This window comes from Rhizobium sp. PP-F2F-G48 (genome assembly GCF_004342335.1).
Taxonomy (GTDB): domain Bacteria; phylum Pseudomonadota; class Alphaproteobacteria; order Rhizobiales; family Rhizobiaceae; genus Ferranicluibacter.
The window spans coordinates 489379-510710 of sequence record NZ_SLVH01000003.1 but is presented as its reverse complement, the minus strand read 5'-3'; the positions used below and the strand labels follow the sequence as shown (position 1 = coordinate 510710).

The 21332-nt window shown below is 64.8% G+C and carries 16 protein-coding genes and 1 pseudogene; 10 read left to right on the top strand and 7 right to left on the bottom strand.

Annotation, left to right across the window (positions count from 1 at the left end; translation table 11 throughout):
• Positions 1–72 precede the first annotated feature (72 nt).
• Positions 73–1104, top strand: a complete 1032-nt coding sequence (locus tag C8J36_RS10290) for a glycerophosphodiester phosphodiesterase family protein (RefSeq protein ID WP_132534549.1) — start codon at positions 73–75, stop codon at positions 1102–1104.
• A 186-nt stretch (positions 1105–1290) separates the two neighbouring features.
• Complete coding sequence (locus C8J36_RS10285) at positions 1291–2349, top strand: Tim44 domain-containing protein (RefSeq protein WP_132534547.1); 1059 nt, start codon at positions 1291–1293, stop codon at positions 2347–2349.
• Positions 2350–2529: 180 nt separating this feature from the next.
• On the opposite strand, the gene C8J36_RS10280 is transcribed toward C8J36_RS10285, so the two are convergent.
• The 3 genes from C8J36_RS10280 to C8J36_RS10270 all read right to left on the bottom strand — a co-directional run bounded on the left by C8J36_RS10280 (position 2530) and on the right by C8J36_RS10270 (position 7838).
• Positions 2530–4743 (bottom strand): FAD-dependent oxidoreductase, encoded by a 2214-nt coding sequence (locus C8J36_RS10280; RefSeq protein ID WP_132534545.1) that lies wholly within the window; start codon positions 4741–4743, stop codon positions 2530–2532.
• Positions 4744–4756: 13 nt separating this feature from the next.
• A complete protein-coding gene (locus C8J36_RS10275) occupies positions 4757–5965 on the bottom strand; it encodes an acetyl-CoA C-acetyltransferase (RefSeq protein ID WP_062595171.1) in 1209 nt (402 codons plus the stop codon).
• A 76-nt stretch (positions 5966–6041) separates the two neighbouring features.
• Positions 6042–7838, bottom strand: coding sequence for an acyl-CoA dehydrogenase C-terminal domain-containing protein (locus tag C8J36_RS10270; RefSeq protein ID WP_132534543.1), 1797 nt, complete (start codon positions 7836–7838; stop codon positions 6042–6044).
• A 340-nt stretch (positions 7839–8178) separates the two neighbouring features.
• Here C8J36_RS10270 and C8J36_RS10265 point away from each other — a divergent pair, with 340 nt between their 5' ends.
• From C8J36_RS10265 to C8J36_RS10250, 4 genes are all read left to right on the top strand, one after another.
• Positions 8179–12057, top strand: coding sequence for a peptidoglycan-binding protein (locus C8J36_RS10265; protein ID WP_132534541.1), 3879 nt, complete (start codon positions 8179–8181; stop codon positions 12055–12057).
• Between the two features lie 129 nt (positions 12058–12186).
• The gene (locus C8J36_RS10260) at positions 12187–13113 is read left to right on the top strand and encodes a sulfite exporter TauE/SafE family protein (protein ID WP_062595168.1); all 927 of its coding nucleotides are present in this window, start codon (positions 12187–12189) and stop codon (positions 13111–13113) included.
• The gene (locus C8J36_RS10255) at positions 13113–13901 is read left to right on the top strand and encodes a TIGR02186 family protein (RefSeq protein ID WP_062595167.1); all 789 of its coding nucleotides are present in this window, start codon (positions 13113–13115) and stop codon (positions 13899–13901) included. The genes C8J36_RS10260 and C8J36_RS10255 overlap by 1 nt, the downstream gene beginning before the upstream one ends.
• Positions 13902–14013: 112 nt before the next feature.
• On the top strand, positions 14014–14250 hold the full coding sequence (locus C8J36_RS10250) for an Lrp/AsnC ligand binding domain-containing protein (RefSeq protein ID WP_132534539.1): 237 nt from the start codon (positions 14014–14016) through the stop codon (positions 14248–14250).
• Between the two features lie 117 nt (positions 14251–14367).
• Here the strand turns inward: C8J36_RS10250 and pdeM are convergent, their stop codons facing one another.
• Both pdeM and C8J36_RS10240 read right to left on the bottom strand, forming a co-directional pair.
• On the bottom strand, positions 14368–15096 hold the full coding sequence (pdeM, locus tag C8J36_RS10245; protein WP_132534537.1) for a ligase-associated DNA damage response endonuclease PdeM: 729 nt from the start codon (positions 15094–15096) through the stop codon (positions 14368–14370).
• Positions 15097–15191: 95 nt separating this feature from the next.
• Positions 15192–17720, bottom strand: a pseudogene (locus C8J36_RS10240) (ligase-associated DNA damage response DEXH box helicase); the annotation flags it as partial.
• 159 nt (positions 17721–17879) lie between these two features.
• Here C8J36_RS10240 and C8J36_RS10235 point away from each other — a divergent pair.
• Complete coding sequence (locus C8J36_RS10235) at positions 17880–18101, top strand: hypothetical protein (RefSeq protein WP_062595164.1); 222 nt, start codon at positions 17880–17882, stop codon at positions 18099–18101.
• A 73-nt stretch (positions 18102–18174) separates the two neighbouring features.
• Positions 18175–18486, top strand: a complete 312-nt coding sequence (locus C8J36_RS10230) for an Rmf/CrpP family protein (RefSeq protein ID WP_132534535.1) — start codon at positions 18175–18177, stop codon at positions 18484–18486.
• A 58-nt stretch (positions 18487–18544) separates the two neighbouring features.
• On the opposite strand, the gene C8J36_RS10225 is transcribed toward C8J36_RS10230, so the two are convergent.
• Together C8J36_RS10225 and C8J36_RS10220 are read right to left on the bottom strand one after the other, a co-directional pair.
• Positions 18545–19177: a YitT family protein gene (locus tag C8J36_RS10225; RefSeq protein ID WP_132534534.1), complete on the bottom strand. Its 633-nt coding sequence runs from the start codon at positions 19175–19177 to the stop codon at positions 18545–18547.
• Positions 19178–19378: 201 nt separating this feature from the next.
• The gene (locus C8J36_RS10220; RefSeq protein WP_132534532.1) at positions 19379–20350 is read right to left on the bottom strand and encodes a methyltransferase domain-containing protein; all 972 of its coding nucleotides are present in this window, start codon (positions 20348–20350) and stop codon (positions 19379–19381) included.
• Positions 20351–20553: 203 nt separating this feature from the next.
• On the opposite strand from C8J36_RS10220, the gene C8J36_RS10215 reads away from it, so the two are divergent.
• Entirely contained in the window at positions 20554–20820 is a 267-nt protein-coding gene (locus C8J36_RS10215; protein WP_062595160.1) for a DUF6460 domain-containing protein, read from the top strand.
• Positions 20821–20822: 2 nt separating this feature from the next.
• Positions 20823–21329 (top strand): CAP domain-containing protein, encoded by a 507-nt coding sequence (locus C8J36_RS10210; RefSeq protein WP_132534530.1) that lies wholly within the window; start codon positions 20823–20825, stop codon positions 21327–21329.
• Positions 21330–21332: the final 3 nt, after the last annotated feature.

Genomic DNA, 21332 nt, shown 5'->3' with positions numbered 1-21332 from the left:
CGCAGCTTCACGGCGCTGTCACGGCCGGATTCTAAGCCCAGCGGACCCGCAACCGTCCAAAGGGCTTGCACGATGCGCTGGACCGGTGTCCTTCTTTCCGCAGTCGCCTGCTGCGTCGCCGTCGTCGCCACCTGGCCCGCTCGGGCGGTCGATAATACGCGGACCATCCAGATCCTCGACCGGCTGCAGAATGCCAACGCCTGGCGCAGCCACATTATGGTGGTCGCGCACCGGACGGGCTGGAAGGAAAACGGCCGCATGATCCGGGCGGAGAACTCGCTCGATGCGATTCGCAACGCCATCGCGCTCGGTGCCGAGATGATCGAGCTCGACATTCGCAAGTCATCCGACGGCACGCTCGTTCTCATGCATGACGACTTTCTCGATCGCACGACGACGTGTCGCGGCGAAACCCGCAAGACGCCGCTGGCGACGCTCCGGGCCTGCCGCCTCGTGGTCGAAGCCGACGGTCGCGCGACGGAGGAGACGGTCCCGACCCTGGAGGAGGCCCTGCTGGCGACCCGCGGCCGCATCCTCGTCAACATCGACAACAAGCTGACGCCGGACATCCTGCCCGAGGTCGCCACGCTCGCCCGTCGGCTGGGCATGGCGGAGCAGATCCTCGTCAAGGAAAACCTCTGGAACGACAAGCGGATCGCCGAGGCAAAAGCGGTGATGACCGCGATCGGTCCCGATGTGACCTTCCTGCCGATCCTGGCGGACGACGCCGTGCACGATGCGGATTTCATGGCGAAGGCAACGGCGAGCTTCGGCGCGCCGGCGGCGGAACTGGTCAACTGGCACGCCGACGACGCACCGCAGACGACCGATGGCGGCGTTCTCTTCTCCGCAAAGGCTCGCGCCGCCGCGATCCGGGGAAACTGGCACCAATGGGTCAACACCTACACGATCATCAACCGGGCGCCGGGCATGCAGGCGGGCGGCCGCGGCGACGAGCGGGCCGTGATCGAGGGCAGGCCGCTGGAAAGCTGGGGCTTCTGGATCGACCGCGGCGCCACCATCATTCAGACGGATGAGCCGAAAGCCCTGATCGCCTGGCTGGAGACGAACGGTTACCGCGTTCCCTACGACCTCACGAACTGACAAAAGGCATGGAGGCACGAAAGGCGCAGCCCCCCGTGCGAACGCCGGGATCGTAACGGGAAACCCTCTCACGGGCGATGCCGTTTTCGTGAACGCGGCGCAAAACCCTTTCAAGACGCGGTGCTTATGCCCATATATCCAGCATGCGGGTCTCTCGACCCGGTTGAACGATAATGGGGATGAGGCATGTCAGGATTGAAGAAGTTTGCGGTTTTGTCGGCGGTCGCGATGACGCTCGTCATCACGGCGACGGATTTTGCCGAAGCGCGCCGAGCAGGTGGCGGCTTTGGTAGCCGCGGCACGCGCACCTTCTCTGCACCGCCCGTCACCCGCACGGCGCCGAATACCACGGCTCCGATCGACCGCACCATGACGCCGCAGGCGACGCGCCCGAATGCTGCCCAGAACCAGCCGGGTGCTGCCCAGACCGCGCCGGCGCGTCGTCCCGGCGGCTTCTTCGGCGGCTTCGGTGGTTCGCTGCTCGGCGGTCTCGCGCTCGGCGGTCTGCTCGGCATGATGATGGGCAATGGCTTTGGCGGTGCGGCTGGCTTCCTCGGCATGCTGTTGCAGCTGGCGCTGATCGCCGGTGCCGCGATGCTGCTGATGCGTTTCCTGCGCAATCGCCAGCAGCAGCCCGCGACCGGTCGTGCTGGTGCCGGTACTGGCGCTGCCGGCGGCAATCCGAACAACAACGGCTATAACGGCTATGCCCGCGAGGCGGCAAACGATCCGCAGCGCGGCAGTGCACAGGCCGCGCGCGGTCCCGGTTTTGCCATCCCGCGGATCGGCGGCGGTGCCGCACCGCAGGCGCAGCAGGCCCGCTCCGCCGCCGTCTCGGACGAACTCGGCATCGGTCAGGCCGATCTGGAACGTTTTGAGACCATGCTCAAGGAGGTTCAGACAGCCTATGGTGCGGAAGACTATGGTGCGCTGCGCCGCCTGACGACACCCGAAGCCATGTCCTGGCTCGCCGAAGAACTGAGCGAGAATGCCACGAAGGGTCTGCGCAACGAGGTTCGCGATGTTCGTCTTCTCCAGGGCGATCTGTCCGAATCCTGGAGAGAGGACGCCGGCGAGTTCGCAACGGTTGCGATGCGCTACGAGAGCATCGACGTCACGCGCGACCGCGACACAGGCAAGGTCGTCGAAGGCGACCCGGATCGCCCGACCGAAGCCACGGAAGTCTGGACCTTCTTCCGCCGCCCCAACACGCAGTGGCAGGTCTCGGCCATCCAGGCAGCTTGAGGCTGATCCACTGAATAACTGAATAAAGGGAAAGCCGGCGCAGGTGATGCGCCGGCTTTTTCATGCCGTCTGCTGTTGCGAGGCATCGGCGGCGCAGGCAGCTAAACGATGAAACCCCAGGTAATGATGCCTGGGGTTCGATAGCGTTGCGCGCGATGCGAAGGGTCGCTGTCAGCCCGATCAGGCTGCCGCCGCGATCTTCACATAGGGATCGAAGCGGCCGTAGAACGTCTCGCCCTTGGCCGCCATGTCCTTGAGCAGGGCTGTGGGCGCGAAGTGGTCGCCGTAGGTTGCGGCCAGCTTTTCGCAGAGCGCGACGAAGGCCTTGGCGCCCATGCCGTCGATGTAGGACAGCGTTCCCCCCGTATAGGGCGCAAAGCCGAAGCCGAGGATGGAGCCGACATCGGCTTCCCGCGGATCGGTGACGATGCCTTCTTCGACGGTACGAGCGGCTTCGAGCGCGATGGTCACGAGGAAGCGGTCTTTCAGGGTCTGCACGTCGATACCGTCCGCCGGCTTCTGCGGATAGAGATCCTTCAGCCCGGCCCAGATGTGCTTCTTTGCCGGCTTTGCGGGATAATCGTAAAAACCTCTGCCGTTCTTGCGTCCGCGCCGGTCGAGATCGTCGACCAGTTTGTTGACGAGCGACAGATGCGCCGGATCGACGGCCTGCTCGCCGAGATCGGCAACGGTCGCCTTCAGGATCTTCTGGGATAGGTCGATCGCCACCTCGTCGTTGAGCGACAGCGGGCCGACCGGCATGCCGGCCATCTTGGCAACGTTCTCGATCATCACGGCCGGAACGCCTTCGATCAGCATGTCATAGGCTTCGTGGATATAGCGGAAGACGCAGCGGTTAACGTAGAAGCCGCGCGTGTCGTTGACGACGATCGGGGTCTTCTTGATCGCCGCGACGTAATCGAGTGCCCGGGCAAGCGCCGCATCGCCGGTTTCCTTGCCCAGAATGACCTCGGTCAGCATCATCTTCTCGACCGGCGAGAAGAAGTGGACGCCGATGAACTGGGCGGGACGCTTGGAATTGCCGGCCAGACCTGTGATCGGCAGCGTCGAGGTGTTGGATGCGAAGATCGCATCGGGCGAGAGCACGGCTTCGACGGCTTCGATCACGTCCTTCTTGACCTTGCGGTCTTCGAACACGGCCTCGACCACGAAGTCGGCGGTCTTCAGGTCCGCGTAATCGGCCGACGGGGTGATCAGCGCCAGAAGCTGCTCTCCCTTTTCCTGCGTCATCCGGCCCTTGGCCACGCCGTCCTTCACGAGACCTTCGGAATGCGCCTTACCCTTTGTGGCCGCTTCGATATCGCGGTCGATCAGCGTGACGGGAATGCCGGCAGCGGCCGTGACATAGGCGATGGAGGCGCCCATGAAGCCTGCGCCGACGACACCCACATGCTTGAAATCCGCTTTCGGAACGCCGGCCGGGCGGCGTGCGCCCTTGCCGAGTTCCTGCGTGGAAATGAACAGCGAGCGGATCATCGAGAAGGCCTCGGTGGTCTGCAGGATCTGCGTGAAGTAGCGCTGCTCGATTCTCAGGCCCGTGTCGAAGGGAACCTGGAGGCCTTCATAGACGCATTTCACGATGGCGAGCGCACCTGGGTAGTTGCCGGAGGTCTCGCGGCGCAGAATGCCGGAGGCCGCAGGCCAGAGCTGGGCACCCGCCGGGCTCCAGATGGAGCCGCCCGGCGCCTTGAACCCCTTTTCGTCCCAGGGCTGGACCGGCTTCAACCCGTTCTTGATCATCGCCTTGGCGGCATCTATCAGCGCCTGGGGGTCCGCAAGCTCGTGCACGAGGCCCATCGCCTTGGCACGTTGCGGGGTGAGCGTCTGCCCGGTCGTCATCATCTGCAGCGCATCCTGCGCGTTCGTCAGGCGCGGCACGCGCTGCGTGCCGCCGGCGCCGGGAAAGATCCCGACCTTGACCTCGGGCAGGGCGATCTTCACCGCCTTGGAATTGGACGCGACGCGACCGTGGCAGGCGAGCGCCAGCTCGAAGGCGCCGCCCATGCAGGTGCCATTGATGGCGGCAACCCATGGCTTGCCCGAGGTTTCGATCGTGCGGAACAGGCCGGACATCTCGCCGCAGAGGTCGAACAGCTTCCGGGCCGCCGTGTCGGGGTCCTTCTTTCTTTCTTCCGCCTGAAAGGTGAACATGCCCTTGATCATCGAGAGATCGGCGCCGCCCGAAAAGGCCGATTTGCCCGAGGTGAAGACGACGCCCTTCACGGCCTCGTCCTTGACGATCTCCTCGTTGACGGCGGTCAGTTCCCTGAGGACCTCGGGGGTGAAGACGTTCATCGACTTGTCGGGCATGTTCCAGGTGACGAGAGCAATGCCGTCGGCGTCCGTTTCGATGGTGAAATTGGTGTAAGTCATGATTGTCTCCCCCTCAGACGCGTTCGATGATCGTGGCGGTGCCCATGCCCGCGCCGATGCAGAGCGTGACGAGGGCTGTGTTGAGGTCGCGGCGCTCCAGTTCGTCGAGCACCGTGCCGAGGATCATCGCGCCGGTCGCGCCGAGCGGGTGGCCGAGCGCGATCGCGCCGCCGTTGACGTTGATCGTGTCGTGCGAAATGTCGAAGGCCTGCATGTAGCGCAGCACGACGGCGGCAAAGGCCTCGTTCAGCTCGAACAGGTCGATATCGCCGATGCTCATGCCGGCCCGCTTCAGGAGCTTTTCCGTCACGTCCACGGGGCCGGTCAGCATCAGTGCCGGGTCGGAACCGATATTCGCGAAGGCCTTGATGCGCGCGCGGGGCTTGGCGCCCATGCTGTCGCCGCCGGCCTTGGAGCCGAGCAGGACGAGGCCGGCGCCATCCACGATGCCCGAGGAGTTGCCGGCATGGTGGACATAGTTGATCTTCTCGATTTCCGGATGCGCCTGGATGCCGACGGCTTCGAAGCCGCCCATCTCTCCGGGCATCTGGAAGGAGGGATTGAGCCCTGCCAGGTTCTGCATCGTCGTCGTCGGACGCATATGCTCGTCCTTGGCGAGGATGACGATACCGTTCTGGTCCTTCACCGGAACGACGGACCGGTCGAAGTAACCCTTCTCCCATGCGACACCGGCGCGGCGCTGGCTCTCGACGGCATAGGCATCGACATCGTCGCGCGAGAAACCGTATTTCGTTGCGATCAGATCGGCGGAAACGCCCTGCGGCATGAAATAGCCGGGGAAATTAACGGACGGGTCCATGTACCAGGCGCCGCCCGACATGCCCATGCCGACGCGCGACATGCTCTCGACCCCGCCGGCGATGACGATGTCGTCCGCGCCTTGTGAGATCTTGCCGGCGGCGAGATTGACGGCATCGAGACCGGACGCGCAGAAACGCGAGATCTGCATCCCGGGCGCCCGGGTCGAATAGCCCGCTTCGAAGGCCGCAGCCTTGGGGATGACGGCACCGGCTTCGTACACCGGATCGACGCAACCCATGATGATGTCGTCGACGGTGCTGGTGTCGATCCCGTTGCGGTCGCGCAGCGCCTCCAGCATGCGGGCGGCAAGGCGCGGCGTCGGCACCTCATGCAGGGCGCCGTCCTTCTTGCCGCGACCCCGTGGCGTGCGCACATGGTCGTAAATGAATACGTCAGTCATGATCCCGTTCTCCCAGTCGGCACGAAGCCGTCGATGTCTTCGTCGAGGCAATGAAATGTGAGGTTGCGGCAGCGTATCAGAATGCAGCGGCGTCGAGCGCCATCAGCGTATCCGATCCCGCCTCGATGCGCGAGCGGCGCAGAGCCGTCTCGGGCAGGACGCGGTCCATGTAGAACGTCGCCGTCACCAGCTTGTTCTTCAGGTAGGCCTCGCGGTCGCCGGCACCCGACGCCAGGAGCCCCTGTGCCGTTTTCGCCATCTTCGCCCACATGTAGCCGAGGATCACGAGGCCGCTGAGGTGCATGTAGTCGGTCGAGCCGGCGCCGGCATTGTCGGGCTTCGCCATCGCGTTGGACATGAACCACATGGAGGCCGACTGCAGGTCGTTGAGGCTCTTCTTGAGCGCCTTGGTGTAGGCGGTCATCTGCTCGTCGCTGCGGTTTTCGTCGCAGAAGTCGCCGATTTCCTTGAACAGCGTCATGATGGCGCGTCCGCCGTTCAGGCCAAGCTTGCGGCCGACGAGGTCGAGCGCCTGGATACCGTTTGCGCCCTCGTAGATCATGGCGATACGCGCATCGCGCACATACTGGCTCATGCCGTGCTCTTCGATATAGCCGTGCCCGCCATAGACCTGCTGCGCCATGACGGCATGGTCGAAGCCGCGATCCGTCAGCACGCCTTTCAGGATGGGCGTCACGAGGCCGAGCAGATCGTCCGCCGTCTGGCGTTCCGCCTCGTCCTGCGAGCGATGCGCAATGTCCGACTTCAGCGCGGTCCACAGCGTGAACGCGCGGCTTGCCTCGTTGAAGGCGCGGATCGTCATCAGCACGCGACGAATGTCGGGGTGGACGATCAGCGGATCGGCCTTCTTGTCCGGCGCCTTGATGCCCGACAGCGAGCGGCCCTGAAGGCGCTCGCGCGCATAGGCGACGGCATTCTGGTAGGCGACTTCCGAGACGGAGAGACCCTGCAGGCCGACGCCGAGACGGGCTTCGTTCATCATCACGAACATGGCGTTCAGGCCGCGATTGGCGGCGCCGATCAGGTAGCCCGTCGCGTCGTCATAGTTCATGACACAGGTCGAATTGCCGTGGATGCCCATCTTGTGCTCGATGGCGCCACAGGTCGCGCCGTTGCGCGCGCCGGGCGTGCCGTCTGCTCCCACGAGGAATTTTGGGACGATGAAGAGCGAGATGCCCTTGGTTCCCTCGGGCGCACCTTCGATGCGGGCGAGAACGAGATGGATGATGTTGTCCGCGAGGTCGTGTTCGCCGGCGGAGATGAAGATCTTCTGGCCGGAGATCTTGTAGCTGCCATCTGCCTGCGGCACGGCCTTGGTGCGCAGAAGCCCGAGATCGGTGCCGCAATGCGGCTCCGTCAGGTTCATCGTTCCCGTCCAGTCGCCGGCGATCATCTTCGGCAGATAGGTGGCCCGCTGCTCGTCCGTGCCATGCTCGATGATGGCGGCGATGGCGCCCTGCGTCAGGCCCGGATACATGATGAGCGACATGTTGGCCGAGGACATATATTCGCCGATGGCCGTATGGAGCGTATAGGGCAGGCCCTGGCCGCCGAATTCTTCAGGCGCGGCCAAGCCCAGCCAGCCGCTTTCGCGGTAAAGATCATAGGCGTGCTTGAAGCCTTTGGGCGTGGTGACCGAGCCGTCGGGATGGCGGACGCAGCCTTCCTGGTCGCCCGAGAGGTTCAGCGGAAACAGCACTTCCTCGGCAAGCTTGGCGGCTTCGCCGGCAATGGCGTCCAGCATGTCCGGCGTCACGTCCGAGAAGCCGGGAAGGTTATTGTAGCGCTCGATGCCGAGCACGTCGTTGAGAATGAAAAGCGTATCCTCGACCGGAGCCTTGTAGATGGGCATCGACTGTCTTCCTCCCTGCGGACCTCATAAAGGCCATTCATGAGGGCACTCTATTAAAAACTGACGTGCGCGTAAACGTCAAATTTAACGGCCCTGATATTTTGGCTGAGAAATCGGACGACGACCGATCCCATAACGTTGGTAGACGCTAACCTTTTTGCGGCTCACTCCGGAAATCGGGTCAGAGGTTAACGGCTTGTTTACCACGTTCCGTGAAAGTGGCGCGAGAGGTCAATGCTGCTTGTTCCGTTCTGAGTCGTCCGCAGCCTTGTACACCGGCTCAAGGGGCCTGACCCTTCGGCCGCGTTCGGGGAATGCCAGGCAAGAGGCGAAAGCACACATGAACGGATCGCGATCAACTCCTCCCCGGATGGGCACCCCGGCCGATGACCGCCTCGACGGTCGCCACGGCGAGCGCTCCTCGCTGGAAGCCCTGAACCGCACGATCGAAGGGCTGGAAGCCCGCATCGAAGGCCTGATCGCGCCGGCCAAGCGCGAGACCCGCCCGCCGGAAGCCGCCCGTATCGAAGCAGGTCCCGCGGCCGAACGCCCGGTCTCCCGGGCCGACGCCATTTCCGAGATCCTGCAGCGCCAGCGCGCCCTGAGCGCCACCCGCCTCGAAAAGGCGACCGAGCGCCATCGCATCCAGACCCGTGCGCCGTCTGCGGATGCACCTGCCTATTCCGAACCGGCTCCTTTCCTGGTACCGCCGTCGAGCCCCGCCGTCTCGCGCACTGCCGACCGCCATGTCATGCCGGCCTATGACGACGACGCATCCCTGCGGAGCGCCCGCGAGCCTGCCCGCGCCGCGCCGCGCCCCGTTCCACAGCCGGCACCCCCCGTCATGCCGGATGCAGCCGTCCGCGATATCGCCACGGCTCTGGTCGGCCTTCGCCAGGACCTCAAGCGCGACATCGAGCAGGGTCTTTCGCGCGAAATGTCGTCGCTGCGCAACGAGATGCACGGCATCGCAGCTGCCGCCACCCAGGGCGACGCGCTGGCGCAGGATATCCGGAAGGACCTGCAGCGCCTGTCGCTCTCGCTCGGCAATCTCGGTCGCCAGCCCACGACGTCCGAGAGCCACGCCCTGCGGGCCGATCTCGACGAGATGCGCGCGGTGATCGACGGTCTCGCCCGCGAGGACAGCGTCCGCCGGATGGAGAGCCGCTGGACCGGCGTCGAGGACCGGCTGAACGTGTTCGATGCCGCCCGCGACGACGAACTCGTGGCGCTCGCCTACCGTTTGGATGAGATCAAGTCGCAGCTCGGCACCATGAACAACGGCCCGGCGCTTTACGCGCTGGAAGACAAGCTCGTGGCCGTCGCCCAGGCGATCGACCTCATCGGCCGGCACATGCAGCCGGACGACCGACGCTTCCAGGAACAGTTCGCCGATCTCGATGCACGTCTCGACGAGATCAGCCGCGCGATCGTCGCGAGCGGCCGCACGGCCTCGGCCTCCGACAGCCCGGGCGTCACCCGCGTCGAAACCCGGCTCGTCGATCTGTCGCGCCAGATCGAAGATCTTGCCTATCCCGCCGATCACGGCCTTGCCGCGCGCATCGAGGCGTTGTCCGCGCGTGTGGAAGACCTCCTCACCGCGGAAGCCGCCGCCCGCCTCGAAGAGCGGCTCGATCATCTCTCCGCCATGATGGAACGTGCCGAGCGCGCCTCCGCCCAGCCCGACCTCACCGGCCACCTCGCCGATATCTCCGCCAAGATCGACGCGCTCGACACCGGCGATGTCAGCGATACACTCGCCCGCCGCTTCGACGATCTCGCGCGCCGGATCGACAATCTCGATGGCCCTGCGCCCCTGTCGGACGATCGCTTCCTGCGGCTCGAAGGCCAGCTTTCGGGCATCGCGCAGCGTCTCGACGAGACCCATGCGGCGCCTTACGACGATGGCGAGGTGCTGCGCAGCCTGCAGGACCAGATCGCCAATCTCTCCTTCCTCATCAGCCAGCCGCGCGAGACGGCACCCGCCGTGCCCGCAGAGGTCGAGGGGCGCATGAATGCGCTGGAGGATTATCTCGCCTCCAGCGACGAATACATCATCGAAGCAGCCCGTCAGGCGGCCGAAGCCGTGATGGAAGCCTATACGCGCAACGGCATGACGCAGTCGGCGTCCCCGGCCATCGCCGATATCGCCGCCATCTCGGCGCTTGCCGATGACCTGAAGACGCTCGAAGACCTGAGCCGCTCCAGCGACGAGCGCACCGCCCGCACCTTCGAGGCCCTGCACGAAACGCTCGTGCACATCGCCGACAAGCTGGAGCGCATCGAGGAGCGCGCCTTAGCGCCGGCGCTCCGCGACGAGGCGGCACCCGCCTTCGGTCGCCGCGACACGGGTGCCCCGATGCCGCGCGCCGAAACGCCAGTTTTTCTGGAGCGCGACGAGGGTGACGACAGCTACGCCGATCTGACGCGCACCATGCGCGCCACCGTCGCGATGCCCGCCGATATGTCGGCGCGGATGCCGATGGACCTTCGCGACCACGACGTGCACGTCTCCGAGAATGCTGGCGCGGAAGCCCCGCATTTCGGCGTTGCGGAACTGCGCGAGCCCGCAGACCTGGTGCCGGCCGACGCCCCTAATGTCGATGCGCCTGCTGCCCGCACCGGCCTTCTCTCCGGTCTCACCAGCCGCTTTTCGGCCAAGCGTGCCAAGCCGGCAGCTCCCGTCGAGCGCCGCTTCGTCGATCCGACGCCGTCGATCGATGCGCTCGAGACCATCAATCCCGATGCCGCCAATCAGCTCCTGGAGCCGGGCTCCGGCACGCCGGATGTCAAGAAAATCCTGGAGCGCGTGCGCGCGGGCCAGGCGGTGCGCCCGCCCGTCGCAAGCGAAAGCGACAAGTCGGATTTCATCGCGGCAGCCCGGCGCGCGGCCCAGCAGGCAGCCCAGGAAGTTGATACCGGCAATCGCACGGCGGCGCGTCCGGGGGCGGCTCCGAGCGCTCTTGCCCGTCATCGTCGTCCGATCCTCATGGCCGTCGGCGCCGTGCTGCTCGCCATCCTTTCCTATCCGCTCGTCAGCACGCTGATGAAGAACGAGCAGGCCGCAGCGCCGGTCACCGCCATCGAAACGCCGGCCGATCGCGATGCGGCGCTCGCTGAACAAGCCCCTGTCGAACAGGCACCAGCCGAGCCGTCACCGGCTCTCGCTGCGCCGACGACCGATACTCCTCCCGAGGCCAGGGATGAAGGCGTCGCGCCGCTCAGTTCGTTGCAGCCGCAGGGCGGAGCGACGGAGGGCGCAGCCTCCATGACCGCGCAGCCCGAGACTGAGGCGATGGCACCTGCCGCAGAAGCCTCAACTCCCGGAGCCTCTTCGACGGTGGCACCCGCGGCAGCGACCAGCATCGATGTCCCCGCCGAGATCGTACCGGCAGCACTCGCCGATGCGGCCCGCGCCGGTGATCCCAAGGCCTATTTCGAAATCGGCGCGGTCTATACCGAAGGTCGCGGCGTCAAGGCCGACTTCGCCAAGGCTGCGGAATGGTACCAGCGCGCGGCGGATGCCGGCGTGGTGCCCGCGCAGTATCGCCTCGGCAGCCTTTATGAAAAGGGCACCGGCGTTCCCCGCGATCCCGCCAAGGCCCGCGCGCTCTATCAGCAGGCGGCCGAAAGCGGCAACGCGAATGCCATGCACAATCTCGCGGTCATGCTGGCCAGCGGCAACGGAACCAATCCGGACTTCACGCTTGCCAGCATGTGGTTTGCAAAGGCCGCCGATCTCGGCGTGCGCGACAGCCAGTTCAACCTCGCCATTCTCTACGCCCGTGGCAATGGCGTCGCCAAGGACCTCGTGGAATCCTACAAATGGTTTGCGGTCGCGGCTGCGGATGGCGATACGGACGCGGCGCAGAAGCGCGATCAGGTCGAAAAGGAACTGTCTCCCGACCAGATGACGGCCGCCAAGGCCAAGGTCGCCGCCTGGAAGCCCGCCGCACTCGATCCGAAGGGCAACGACACGACCGTTCCCGATACCTGGGTCGGCAAGGGCACCAAGACGTCCTCGGTCGATATGAAGAAGGCCGTCCGCAACATCCAGGCGATCCTCAACAATAACGGCTTCGATGCCGGCACGCCGGACGGGGCGCTCGGCGCCAAGACGGTCACCGCCATCAAGGCGTTCCAGACATCGATCGGCCAGGAGCCGAACGGCCGCATCACCGACGCGCTCGTCAAGGAACTGTTGAAGCGCAACGGCTGAAGCAAAGTCTGAAAATCGGCCGTCGTTTAGACATTATCCAGCAGCCCGGTGCATAGTGAGGCAAACGGCGCGACCTCTGAGCGGTCGCGCTGCCGCGTTTGCGAACTGTTTGATGCTTGAGGTCCGGCCGTGACGATCTACCTGCCCATTGCGGAACTGTCGGTGAACGTGCTGATCATCCTCGGCATGGGGGCGGCCGTCGGCTTTCTCTCCGGCATGTTCGGCGTCGGCGGCGGATTTCTGATCACGCCTCTCCTGATCTTCTACAATATACCGCCGGTCGTTGCCGTCGCCACCGGCGCAAACCAGGTCGTCGCCTCCTCCATCTCCGGCGCCATCACCCATTTCCGCCGCGGCACCATCGATATCAAGCTCGGGACCGTTCTCCTGCTCGGGGGTCTGGCTGGCGCCACCCTCGGCATCTGGATCTTCGCCGCATTGCGTCGTATCGGTCAGCTCGATCTGGTGATCTCGCTTGCCTATGTGCTGCTGCTCGGCTCCGTCGGCTCGCTGATGCTGGCCGAAAGCATCAATGCGCTGCGGCGCGCCAAGCGCAACGAGGCCATGCCGCTCCGCCGTCCCGGCCACCACGGCTGGATCCACCGGCTGCCGCTCAAGGTCCGGTTCAAGAAATCGAAGATCTATCTCAGCATCATTCCGGTGGCCGGTCTCGGCTTCTGCATCGGCATCCTCACCTCCGTGATGGGGGTCGGCGGCGGCTTCATCATGGTGCCCGCCATGATCTATCTCCTGCGCATTCCGACCAACGTCGTCGTGGGGACGTCGCTGTTCCAGATCATCTTCGTCTCTGCCTACACCGTCATCGTCCAGGCGACGGCCAACTACACGGTCGATATCGTGCTCGCGTTCGTGCTGATGATCGCCGGGGTCATCGGGGCGCAATATGGCGTACGCGTCGGCCAGAAGCTGCGCGGCGAACAGCTGCGGGCGCTTCTCGCCCTGCTGGTCCTGGCCGTCGGTATCCGCCTTGCGGTCGAACTCGTCCTGCCGCCCGCCGATATCTATTCGGTCATCTCGTCGGGGACCGGCTTCTGATGCGCCCCCTTCTCGCAGGCCTTTTCGCAATCCTCATGCTCTCAGTCCCCGCAGCGGCGCAAACCGGTGCCGAGGAATTCGCGGAAAAGCTCGATATCGGTATCTCCACCGACGAGATCGCCATCACCTCCGACTTCCGCGGTGCCGACCTGACCATCTTCGGGGCGATCGACGGTTTCGCACCCGATCTCCTGGCGCAGGGGAAATATAATATCGTCGTCTCGCTGGAGGGGCCCAAGGAGAGCGCGACCGTCCGCAAGAAACGCCGCGTCTTCGGCATCTGGGTCAACACGCAGTCGATGACCTTCGAACTCGTGCCGGAGTCCTATTCCCTGTCGAGCACGCGCGACATCGATGCCATCGCCCCCGCCAATGAGATGAACAATATGGGCATCGGCGTCTCGCACATGACGCTGAGCCCGATCGGCTATATCGGCGATGGCAGCAGCGTCACCGAGTTTCGCAGCGCCTTCCGCCGCCTGCGCGAAACGAGCGGCGTCTATCAGCGCGATCCCGGCGGTGTGCAGTTCATCTCCGCCAGCCTGTTCAAGGCCTCCGTGCGCCTGCCGGCCGACGTGCCCAACGGCGTTCACGTCGTGCGCGCCTACCTGTTTCGCGATGGCGTGTTCGTGGCCGCCAAGGCCCTGCCGCTTCGGGTCGTCAAGACCGGTCTCGAAGCCGCGATCACCGAGGCCGCCCACAAGCAGCCCTTCTTCTACGGTCTTTTCGCCGTCCTCCTCGCCGTCGTCACCGGCTGGGCCGCCAGCGTGGCCTTCCGGCGCGATTGAGACAAGACGGTTGTCTCTTCTCCTGCGGGCCGGATGCTTCAGGCATGAGGCACGGTTCCATAGGCCGCGATTCTGCCCTATGTCGTCCGAAACATCTCAAGGACCAGCCACCATGAAGCCGATCTTCGTTCAGCTGCAATGCGCCCCCGGCAAGACCTATGACGTCGCAGACGCGATCTACCGCAAGGAAATCGTCTCGGAAATGTACTCCACATCCGGCGACTACGATCTGATCATCAAGGTCTATATCGAGGAGGGCCAGGACATCGGTAAATTCATCAACGACAACATCGCCACCGTCCCCGGCATCACCCGCTCGCTGACGACGCTGACGTTCAACGCGTTCTAGATTCGATAACGGCGGAAGCCCCTCATCTGCCTGCCGCACATCCCTTCGCCCCGCCTGGCGGGGAGAAGGTCGCGGCAGCGGGATTAGGGGCGCCCGCGCCCGCTGCCTTCGCCGAACTTACCCCCGCAAATTCGCAAACCGCACCGAATAGATCCGGTCGCGGCCGAGCATATGTGCGGTCAGTCTCGTTTGGTCGAACAGGCCACAGATATTGGGGTGGGCGAGGTCCATGCCGCCGGTGGTGACGCCGAAGGCGGGCATGACGAGGCGGGTGCCGTCGGTGGCGAAGCAGGCGCGGCGTACGGATTTCTCGCGGCGGCGGACGATGGCGGCGGGGTGAAGGTGTCCGGCGATCTCGCCCGGCACCGCGTTGGGGCTCGGCTCGTGCCGGAAGGTGAGCCCGCCGAGCCGCAACTCGTCGAGGGATGCGCCCGGCAGGGTCGCGGCACCGTCCGGATCGTGGTTGCCGTTGATCCAGATCCATTCCCGACCGCGCGCCATGTCCACGATCATCTGGCGAAACATTTCCGGCATCAGTGCCGAGCCGACGCGATCGTGAAAATTGTCGCCGAGGCTGATCACGGTCTTCGGATTGTGGCGCGCGATGATCGCCTGCAGGATCCTGAGTGTCGAGAGCGTGTCATAGGGCGGCAGCATCATGCCGCGCCGGGCGAAGGCCGAGCCTTTTTCCAGGTGCAGGTCGGAAACGACGAGCACGTCGTCGTCGGGCAGGTGCAGGCCGCCGAGCGGATCGCAGACGGCGGCAACGCCGTTGATGGCGATGCGCTCGGACAGGGCAGGATAGGCATCGGCCGCGGTGCGGCCGGCGTGGTAAAGGCGGTGCATCAGTGCGTCGTTCCCACCGGTCAGGATCCCGGCTTGTCAGAGTCGTCCGAAAGAGCCGGCATGCCGAGCCCCCGCGAGAGGCCCTGGATATCGGCATGTTCGCCCATCGCCTCGGAGATCAGCTCGTCTGCGGCTTCCGCCAGCAGCGCATCCGGTGCCTGGCCCGGCACGGATTCCCGGCCGATTTCCAGCATGATCGGAACGGCGAGCGGGGAGACCTTTTCGAGCGGCCTGTGAACGATGTGGCTCTTGATTCGCACCAGCATATCGCCAAGCCGCCCGATATCCAAAAGCCCTGTTGCCGCATCGTTGCGGGTCGCTTCCAAAAGAATGTGATCCGGCTCGTGGCTGCGCAGCACATCGTAGATCAGGTCGCTGGATACGGTCACCTGCCGGCCGGTCTTCTCCTTGCCGGGGTGGCGGGGTTCGATCAGCCCGGCGATGATGGCGCAGTTGCGGAACGTGCGCTTCAGCAGATAGCTCTCGTCCAGCCAGGCCTCCAGGTCGTCGCCCAGCATGTCCTCGTCGAACAGGTCGGCAAGCGACGGATGACCCGCCTGAAACGCCTGCGTCATATCCTCCATGCCCCAGATCGCCAGCGAATAATCCGTCGCGACGAAGCCCATCGGGTTCAGCCCCGCCCGGTCGAGCCGGCGCGTCAGCAGCATGCCGAGCGTCTGGTGCGCGAGCCGTCCCTCGAAGGCATAGGCGACCATGAAGTAGCGGTTGCCATAGGGGAAGGTCTCGATCAGCAGCTCGTCCTCGCGCGGCAGCATGGAGAGGTCGCGCTGGATCGCCAGCCAGTCGCGCACCTGCTCCGGCAGGTCGGCATGGGCTTCGGGGTCGGCGAGCATCCGGCGAACCTGGGCCGCGAGATAGGTCGAGAGCGGGAATTTGCCGCCGGCATAGGAGGGGATCTTGGGGTCGAGCTTGTAGCCCTGCGTCACAAGGCACTCGTTTTCATGAATGCCCTCGAAGCGGATGACCTTGCCGCCGAACAGAAACGTGTCGCCGGGCGAGAGCATCTCCAGGAAGAATTCCTCGACCTTGCCGAGCGACAGGCCGCCGCGTCCCAGGCGCGCCTTGCTCGCCATCTTGCCGACCAGCCGCACGTTCAGCATCGGCGACTCGATGATGGTGCCGATGTTCAGCCGGTATTGCTGCGCGACCTTGCCGTTCGAGACCCGCCACAGCCCGTCCTCCGTCTTGCGAATGCGGGCATAGCGCTCATAAGTGCGCAGCGCATAGCCGCCGGTCGCCACGAAATCGATGATGCGCTCGAAGGTTTCCCATGGGAGTTCGGCATAGGGCGAGGCGCTGGTGATCTCGTCATAGAGTTCGAGCGGATCGAACGGCGCGGCGCAGGCCATGCCGAGCACATGCTGGGCCAGCACGTCGAGCGCCCCCTGGCCGACCGGCGGCGTGTCCTGCGCGCCCAGATAATTGGCGTCGAGCGCCGCCTGGCACTCCATCACCTCGAAACGATTGGCCGGCACGAGGATCGCCTGGCTCGGCTCGTCCATGCGGTGGTTGGAGCGGCCGATCCGCTGGGCGAGGCGGCTCGCCCCCTTCGGCGCGCCCACATGGATGACGAGATCGACATCGCCCCAGTCGATGCCGAGATCGAGCGTCGAGGTGGCGACCACGGCGCGCAGGCGGTTCTCCGCCATGGCCGCCTCCACCTTGCGCCGCTGACCGACATCGAGCGAGCCGTGGTGCAGGGCGATCGGCAGGTTGTCGTCGTTGATGGTCCAGAGCGCCTGGAAAAGACGCTCCGCCTGATTGCGCGTGTTGACGAAGAGGAGGGCGGTGCGGTGCCGCTTGATCGCCTCGTAGACCTCCGGCATGGCATAGCTCGCCGTATGCCCGGACCATGGCACGCGCACCTCGCTTGCAAGGATGGAGATGTCGGGTTTCGCTCCGCCGGCGACGGTGATCAGACCCGCGGCGGCCTGCTCATCGGGGGATTGCGCCACGAGCCAGCGCTGGAGATCCATCGGGTCGGCCACCGTTGCGGAAAGGCCGATCGTCTTCAGCGCCGGGGCAAGCCGTCTCAGCCGCGCGAGACCGAGCGCCAGAAGATGGCCGCGCTTGGAGGTCACCAGCGAATGCAGCTCGTCGAAGATGACATATTCGAGGTTCTTGAAGAACCGCTCGGCCTCGCCGTTGGCGATCAGGAGCGCCAGCTGCTCGGGCGTCGTCAGGAGGATATCCGGCGGATCGAGCTTCTGGCGCTGGCGCTTGGATTGAGGCGTATCGCCGGTCCGGTTCTCGACCCGGATCGGCAGGCCCATCTCGCCCACGGGCGTCATCAGGTTGCGCTCGATATCGACGGCCAGCGCCTTCAGCGGTGAAATATAGAGCGTGTGGATACCGTGAAACCCGGAGCCGGGTGGGATGCGGCCGCGTTCGGTGAGCGACACGAGCGAGGGCAGAAAGCCCGCAAGCGTCTTGCCGGCCCCGGTCGGCGCGATCAGCAGCATGCTCTCGCCACCGCGCATCCGCGCGAGCAGATCGAGCTGATGCGCACGGGGCTGCCATCCCTTGCGCGAGAACCAGCGCAGGAACGGTTCGGGCAGGGCAAAGGCCGGCGATGCGGACTGGACGGACGGGATCTGTTTCACGGGTACGAATGTAGAACGCAGGCACCGCTCTTTCCAGACAGGCGTTCAGCTTTGCATGGGAAAGGGACGGTCCGAAACCGTTCAAGGAACCATCGAATTCACCGCTCGTTTCTCTTGGTCGCCAGAAAACTGGCGGGGAGACATGGAGAGGACGGCATCATGGACCAGAGAGACAAGACACCGACCGACGACAAGATCCTTCAGGAGCCGGCGGAAGGCGACCGTGCCACGATCGATCGCGAACTGGCGCGCAAGGATGGCGGCAATGCGGCGCATCACGATGGCGAGACGGATCCTGAAAAGGACGCCGACATTCATGAGACGGTGCGCAAGGCCATGGACGAAGCGGCGCCGCAGACCGGTGTTCGGCCCGGCCCTTGAAATGCAGAAACATATTTTACGAATATATGATAGAAGAGGACAACCTGAACATTAACCGAAAAGGAGAGAGCCAATGACATTCGTTGTGTCAGGCAGTGTTCCGGAACCGCGCGCAGACGCGACCCTCCCGCGGATCGACGAAAAGCGGGCGCCGCCCGTTCTGGCGACCTTGCGCAGGATCGAGGCGAAACTGAAGGAGGGCCTGCCAAAGCCGGACGATACGGCAGACGTCGAGCCGACGCTGACGCCGGACGATGCGGCCCGTCTGCGATGTGAGGGGCGCAATGCGGCATTTGCAGGGCTGTCTGCCCGCTCCTGCCCCTATGCCACGTCCAGCCGCGCAAAGCGCGAGGCTTGGCTGGAAGGCTACCACACGTCGAAATGAAGCCGTAGGGCGTTCCCGCCGGCTTTGCCCCTCACGGCGCGTTACCCCTCACGTCGCGTTACAAGGCGATGTAGCGATCGGCCCGATGATTGATCGTGAGGAACAGATTGAGCGCGACGGCGCCAAGCACGGAATAGAACACCACCGACGGCAGGGTGACGAAAAAGGCGGCGGTGAGGACGCAGAGATCGATGGCAAGCTGGACCAGCCCGGCGCGGATGCCGAAACGTTCCTGCAGGTAGATCCCGAGAATGCCGACGCCGCCGAGACTGGCGCGATGGCGATAAAGCGCCAGCAGCCCGTAGCCGAGCAGGAGCCCGCCGAGGAGGGCGGCCCAGGCCGGATGAATGCTTGAAATCAAGAAGAAGCGCGACTGCATGTCGGCGATGACCGACGTCAGGCCGATGGCGATGAAGGTCTTGATGGTGAAGGCCCAGCCCAGGCGCTTGAGCGAGAGATAGAAGAACGGCAGGTTGAGCAGGAAGAAGGCGACGCCGAAGTTCACGTCCAGCGCATAATGCAACAGGAAGGCGATGCCTGCCGTGCTGCCTGTCAGAAGCCCGGCGCTGGCGAGGATGTAAAGCCCGAGCGCCGAGATTAGGCTGCCGGTAAATACCCCCTGCACGTCCTCGATCGGCGTATGGCGTGCTGCATTGGTATTCCAGAACCCGAGGGCGGAAATCAAGGACATGGCATTCGCTCCGAAAAGGCGTTGAGGTCGATGTCGACAGGCTTGGCGCCTGATCCGGGGTCAGAAATGCTTGTCGTTTCGACAGGACAGGCACTGTGCTCCGTGTCCTGGAAACACCGATATCATCGGCCTTTCCAAAGACTTTGCAAGGCAAATACGTAAGGGATGCTGACCTATCTCAACTTCGCAACAAAGCGTCGTTCAGAGGCCCTTGCGCGAAAGAAACAGGATGCCGACGACATCTTGTGCGCCATCTTTGCGAATGACGGCGCGCGCCATGTCGATCACCTCTAGGCCGGCGGTCCGGCAGAGCTTGCGGATGTAGCCTTCGGAATGGGCGTAGCGGAGCGAGGGACGCAGAACGAAACCCTCGGACGCGCCACCGGGTACGACCTCCGGCACGGGTGCCTCCGCATCCTCGACGGAGAAGGCAAAAAGCCCGTCTGCTTTCAACAGAGCCGGCACGATGGCAAAGACGGCCAGGAGATCGCCGAGATACATCAGCACGTCGGCCGCGACAGCGAGATCCGCGCGACCTTCCGGGAAGTCCGGGGTGACCAGACCGGAGGTGTCGAGAGGCCGGGAAAGGTCGGCGTCTCCGAGGTGGTCGTAGAGATGTTTCTCCGCCGCCTTGGCCAGCATGTTGGAGGAGAGGTCGTAACCCTCCAGCATGCCCACGCGATGCCGGATTTCCGCACCGAACAGGCCGGTCCCGCATCCAAGATCGATCGCCCGCTCCAGCGTCGCCCCGCCTGTGAAGCGCTCGACCATGGCGGCCAGCCGGCCGGGAACCGTATAGTCCAGCCGCTCGACGAGGGCGGCATCGAACCGGTCGGCATAGTCGTCGAAAAGCCTTGCCACATAGGCGCTTGGGGCCTGTCCGGGCACCGTGTCGGCACCCAGCACGGCGCGTTTCAGGCGGGCGCCGAACATGTCGTCGGGATTGAGGTCGAGAACGCGGGCGAGCGAGGCGGCCGCCGCCTCGCGCTCTCCGGCCTTCTCCTCGTGTTCGGCAAGCCGGAACCAGCCGGCGGCCCAGTCGGGCACCCGCTCCAGCGCCTGGCGCATGAGATCGGCGGCCTCCGCATGGTCGCCGCTTGCCGCCAGCATCTGGGCATATTCGGCGCGCCGGTCGGCGAGAAGATCGCCGGAGGACAGTTGATGCGCGTTCATGGGCGGGCTCCGGCGCGAAAGGGCGCGCGATCACATAGGCTCTCGCCGAAAGACTGAAAAGCGATTTCGCGTCCTGGCGCGCAGACGCCGCGATTCCGCCCACAATGCTTGCGACAGGAGGCCTTGGCCGCTACATGCGGATGAGGGCCGTGAGCACGGCGCTGGAACATGTCGCGCGAGACCGCCCGAGGAGACGCTTGAGTATGGCTGATGGATTGAACAGGTTTCTCGGCGATTCGCCCGGTCGGGTGATCGTGAAGCTCTTGGTCCTGTCGCTGGTCGTCGGCTTCGTGATGACCGTGTTCGGCTGGACGCCCTACGGCATCTTCCGCAGCATCCGCGATTTCTTCCTCGAGCTCTGGTATACCGGCTTCGATGCGCTGGGCGATGTCGGCGAATATCTGCTGATCGGCGCGGCGGTGGTCATTCCGATCTTCATCGTGCTCCGGCTCCTGAGTTTCCGTCGATAGAGATGCCGTTTCCCTCATCGCAGAACCGCCGCACGTTTCTGACGGCCGCGACCCTCCTCGCGCTTGGCGGGCTCGCCGGCTGCAATACGACCTCCGTGCTCGCACCGCCCGGGGACGGCAGCGACGAAACCGAAGCGACGCTCGGCCTCATCAATAATCTGCGCAAGGCGCGCGGGTTGAGCCCCCTGTCGCGTGACCCGGCAGCCGCAAGTGCCGCCCTTTCGCAGGCCGGGCGCATGGCGAAAGCCGGCAAGATGGCTCATCTGATCGGCATCACCGATAGTTTTGGCGCACGTATGAAAAGCCAGTCGGTCAGCCTGCCCGCGGCCGAGAATATCGCGGTCGGGCAGGCGGACGCGCAGAAGGCTTATCTTGCCTGGCTGAACTCGCCGAAACATCTCGAAAACATGCTCGGACCCGGCTATTCAGGTCTGGGCGTTGCCGTCATGCGCAATCCCGCCTCCGGCAACCGGCCTTATTGGGCCATGGTGCTCTCCTCCGGCATCTGAGCG